This window comes from Psychrobacter sp. T6-1 (genome assembly GCF_052258445.1).
Genome location: NZ_JBQQFC010000363.1, coordinates 1 through 2,171 on the forward strand (window position 1 = coordinate 1; position 2,171 = coordinate 2,171).

At 41.6% G+C, this 2,171-nt stretch carries 2 protein-coding genes; both read right to left on the reverse strand.

All coding sequences use genetic code 11. The annotated features are described in order from the left end of the window. The coding region (locus ACTXGO_RS12780) for an A/G-specific adenine glycosylase (protein ID WP_443574797.1) at window positions 1–659 on the reverse strand (659 nt) is incomplete at its 3' end. Between the two features lie 266 nt (window positions 660–925). After that, on the reverse strand, window positions 926–1,861 hold the full coding sequence (locus ACTXGO_RS12785) for a DUF4268 domain-containing protein (protein WP_443574798.1): 936 nt from the start codon (window positions 1,859–1,861) through the stop codon (window positions 926–928). Between the last annotated feature and the right edge of the window lie 310 nt (window positions 1,862–2,171).

The following is a 2,171-nucleotide window of genomic DNA, read 5'->3' on the forward strand; positions in this document are numbered from 1 at the left end:
TTTAACGGGCATAACGAGCAAGCAGGACTACGGCGCACGCATAACGTTGCGCCCATATCCATCATCGCTTGCGCAAAGAGACCTGACTCCTCCTTTGGCGTTAAGCGCATCGCTAAAGCCCACAGCTCTTTGGTGGTGGCGGATTTGGTAATATCACCGTCTATACCAGCCCAGCGCGTCAGTACCCGTTTGACATTACCATCACAGATCACACCATATTTATGGAGTCCCATCGCCATAATCGCGCCAGCCGTTGACGGACCAACCCCTGATATTGCCTCCCAACCCTCTAGAGTTTGCGGATAACTGCCAGTCTTATCGATAACCTCAACCAATTGCTTCGCGCCTTTGTGCAAATTACGCGCGCGTGCATAGTAGCCCATACCTGCCCAATGCTCAGCGATCACCTCCCAGTCCGCTGCCGCTAAATCATGTACTGTCGGAAACGAGTCCATAAAACGCGCAAAGTAAGGCAGGACAGTCTTCACTTGCGTTTGCTGGAGCATGACTTCTGATAGCCAAACGATATAAGGATTGGGCGTGTCGGTTTGATGCTGTTGCCAAGGCAAGTCGTGGCGACCGTTGGTTTCAAACCAATTGAGTAGGCGCGGCGCGAAGGTGTTTAGAGCGGTAACAGGCTGAGAGAAGGGAGTAGGCAAGCGTATTCCTTGTAAAGCAAAATAGTATTTTGTAGGTGATGACTAAGGTCATTTATGGGGTGTAATGAGAGTTGATGCAAGGAGGTAGGGTGCGCCCTGCGCACCGCTAATGAGATATTTACTATTATTTAAAATTTGTTTGATTTACATCAGATTAATTAGGTGGAAAATAAAGTCTACAGTAATGATAAACGGTATCTAAGGTATGAGCATAGGTTTTTAATTAAACGCCGCGCTTGGCTAACACTACGTGATCTGGGTACGTTTTATGTAACTCGTATAGAATCTATTAAAGGTTGAAGACTGTTTTTTATAGCAATCATTCTACGTATAGACTCATCTATTACGATATTCCAATTTTCTTGATTAGTTTGCCAGCCACCTGAACTTATTTCGCTTTCTACTACACAAGCTCTATATTCATCTAACCGCAACCATTTAATATCAAAGTCTAACTTGTTTTCAATACTATCTTTATAAGTGAGAAGTTGATCGAATATATAGATATTTTCATCGTCTGCTTCTTTACCTCTGTCAATGTATAGTTTGATAGATACACTATCTTTCTTGAGCCAAAAGGTATAGTTCACTCCTCTTAAACCTGAACTGGTTCCAATCCAGTTATATTGAGAAGGAGAGATATTTTGAAAAAGTGTGCTTGAAAATTTAAACTTCTCCAGCAAACGCGACCAAAACTCAAAACGTATTTTATGTCTTTCCGAATTTTCTTTTTTTACTGTGCCTACTCTTTTAAGCTCTTCACTAGGCTCTACAATAGTTGTCAGTAAAGGGGCGAGCTGACTATCACCAATTTTAATACCTTCAATTTTTATTAAGTAAAAATTGGTTTCCTTATTTTCGTTTAACCAACTGACCGCTTGTATATGCTCTTGTCTGGCGTCTGCTACTATCCAAATAGCAGTCTTGGCATCAAAAGCGGCTAAATAGGTTATTAGTTTCCCTAAATGATCATGGTCACTTTTCTCTAGCTGGTTTTCAATAATGACCATGTTTCCAGAAGGATCTTCTCCAGTAATATCAACTGAAAAACTGCCCGTTGATTTCTCAGTCTCTACATTTTGAATTTCAAAATGAATAACCTCATTGAGCACATCTATATTTTGACTGAGCCAACTTGAAAAGTCATAAGCTTCATGACGCCATACTTCACGTAGTGGTACTCTTTCAATTTTGCCAATCATTTAAACTATCCTTTTATCGGTGCGCTGGGCGCACCCTACACAAGCTATGAGTGTTTTTGATCGTATATTAAAATATATAACCTACGATAGTAGCGAAAAGCGGGAGTGGCTACTTTGTTAAAATTATCCTTTAAAGCTACTTCCGATTCTTGCGCGCACGCTTCTTACGTAAACGCTTTTCTTCTAGTTTGGCTTCTTTTTTCGCTTCTGCTTGTGCGCGTAACTCCTCTACTAATAATAGCTCCGCCTCGCGCATTTTGGGTGTTTCAAGCGTAATATGGCCTAGCGTACCACTGCGCAGCTCATTGAC

Coding starts and splice junctions, on each gene's coding strand:
- ACTXGO_RS12785 (WP_443574798.1), bottom strand. CDS start 1,861: ATGATTGGCAAAATTGAAAGAGTACCACTACGTGAAGTATGGCGTCAT.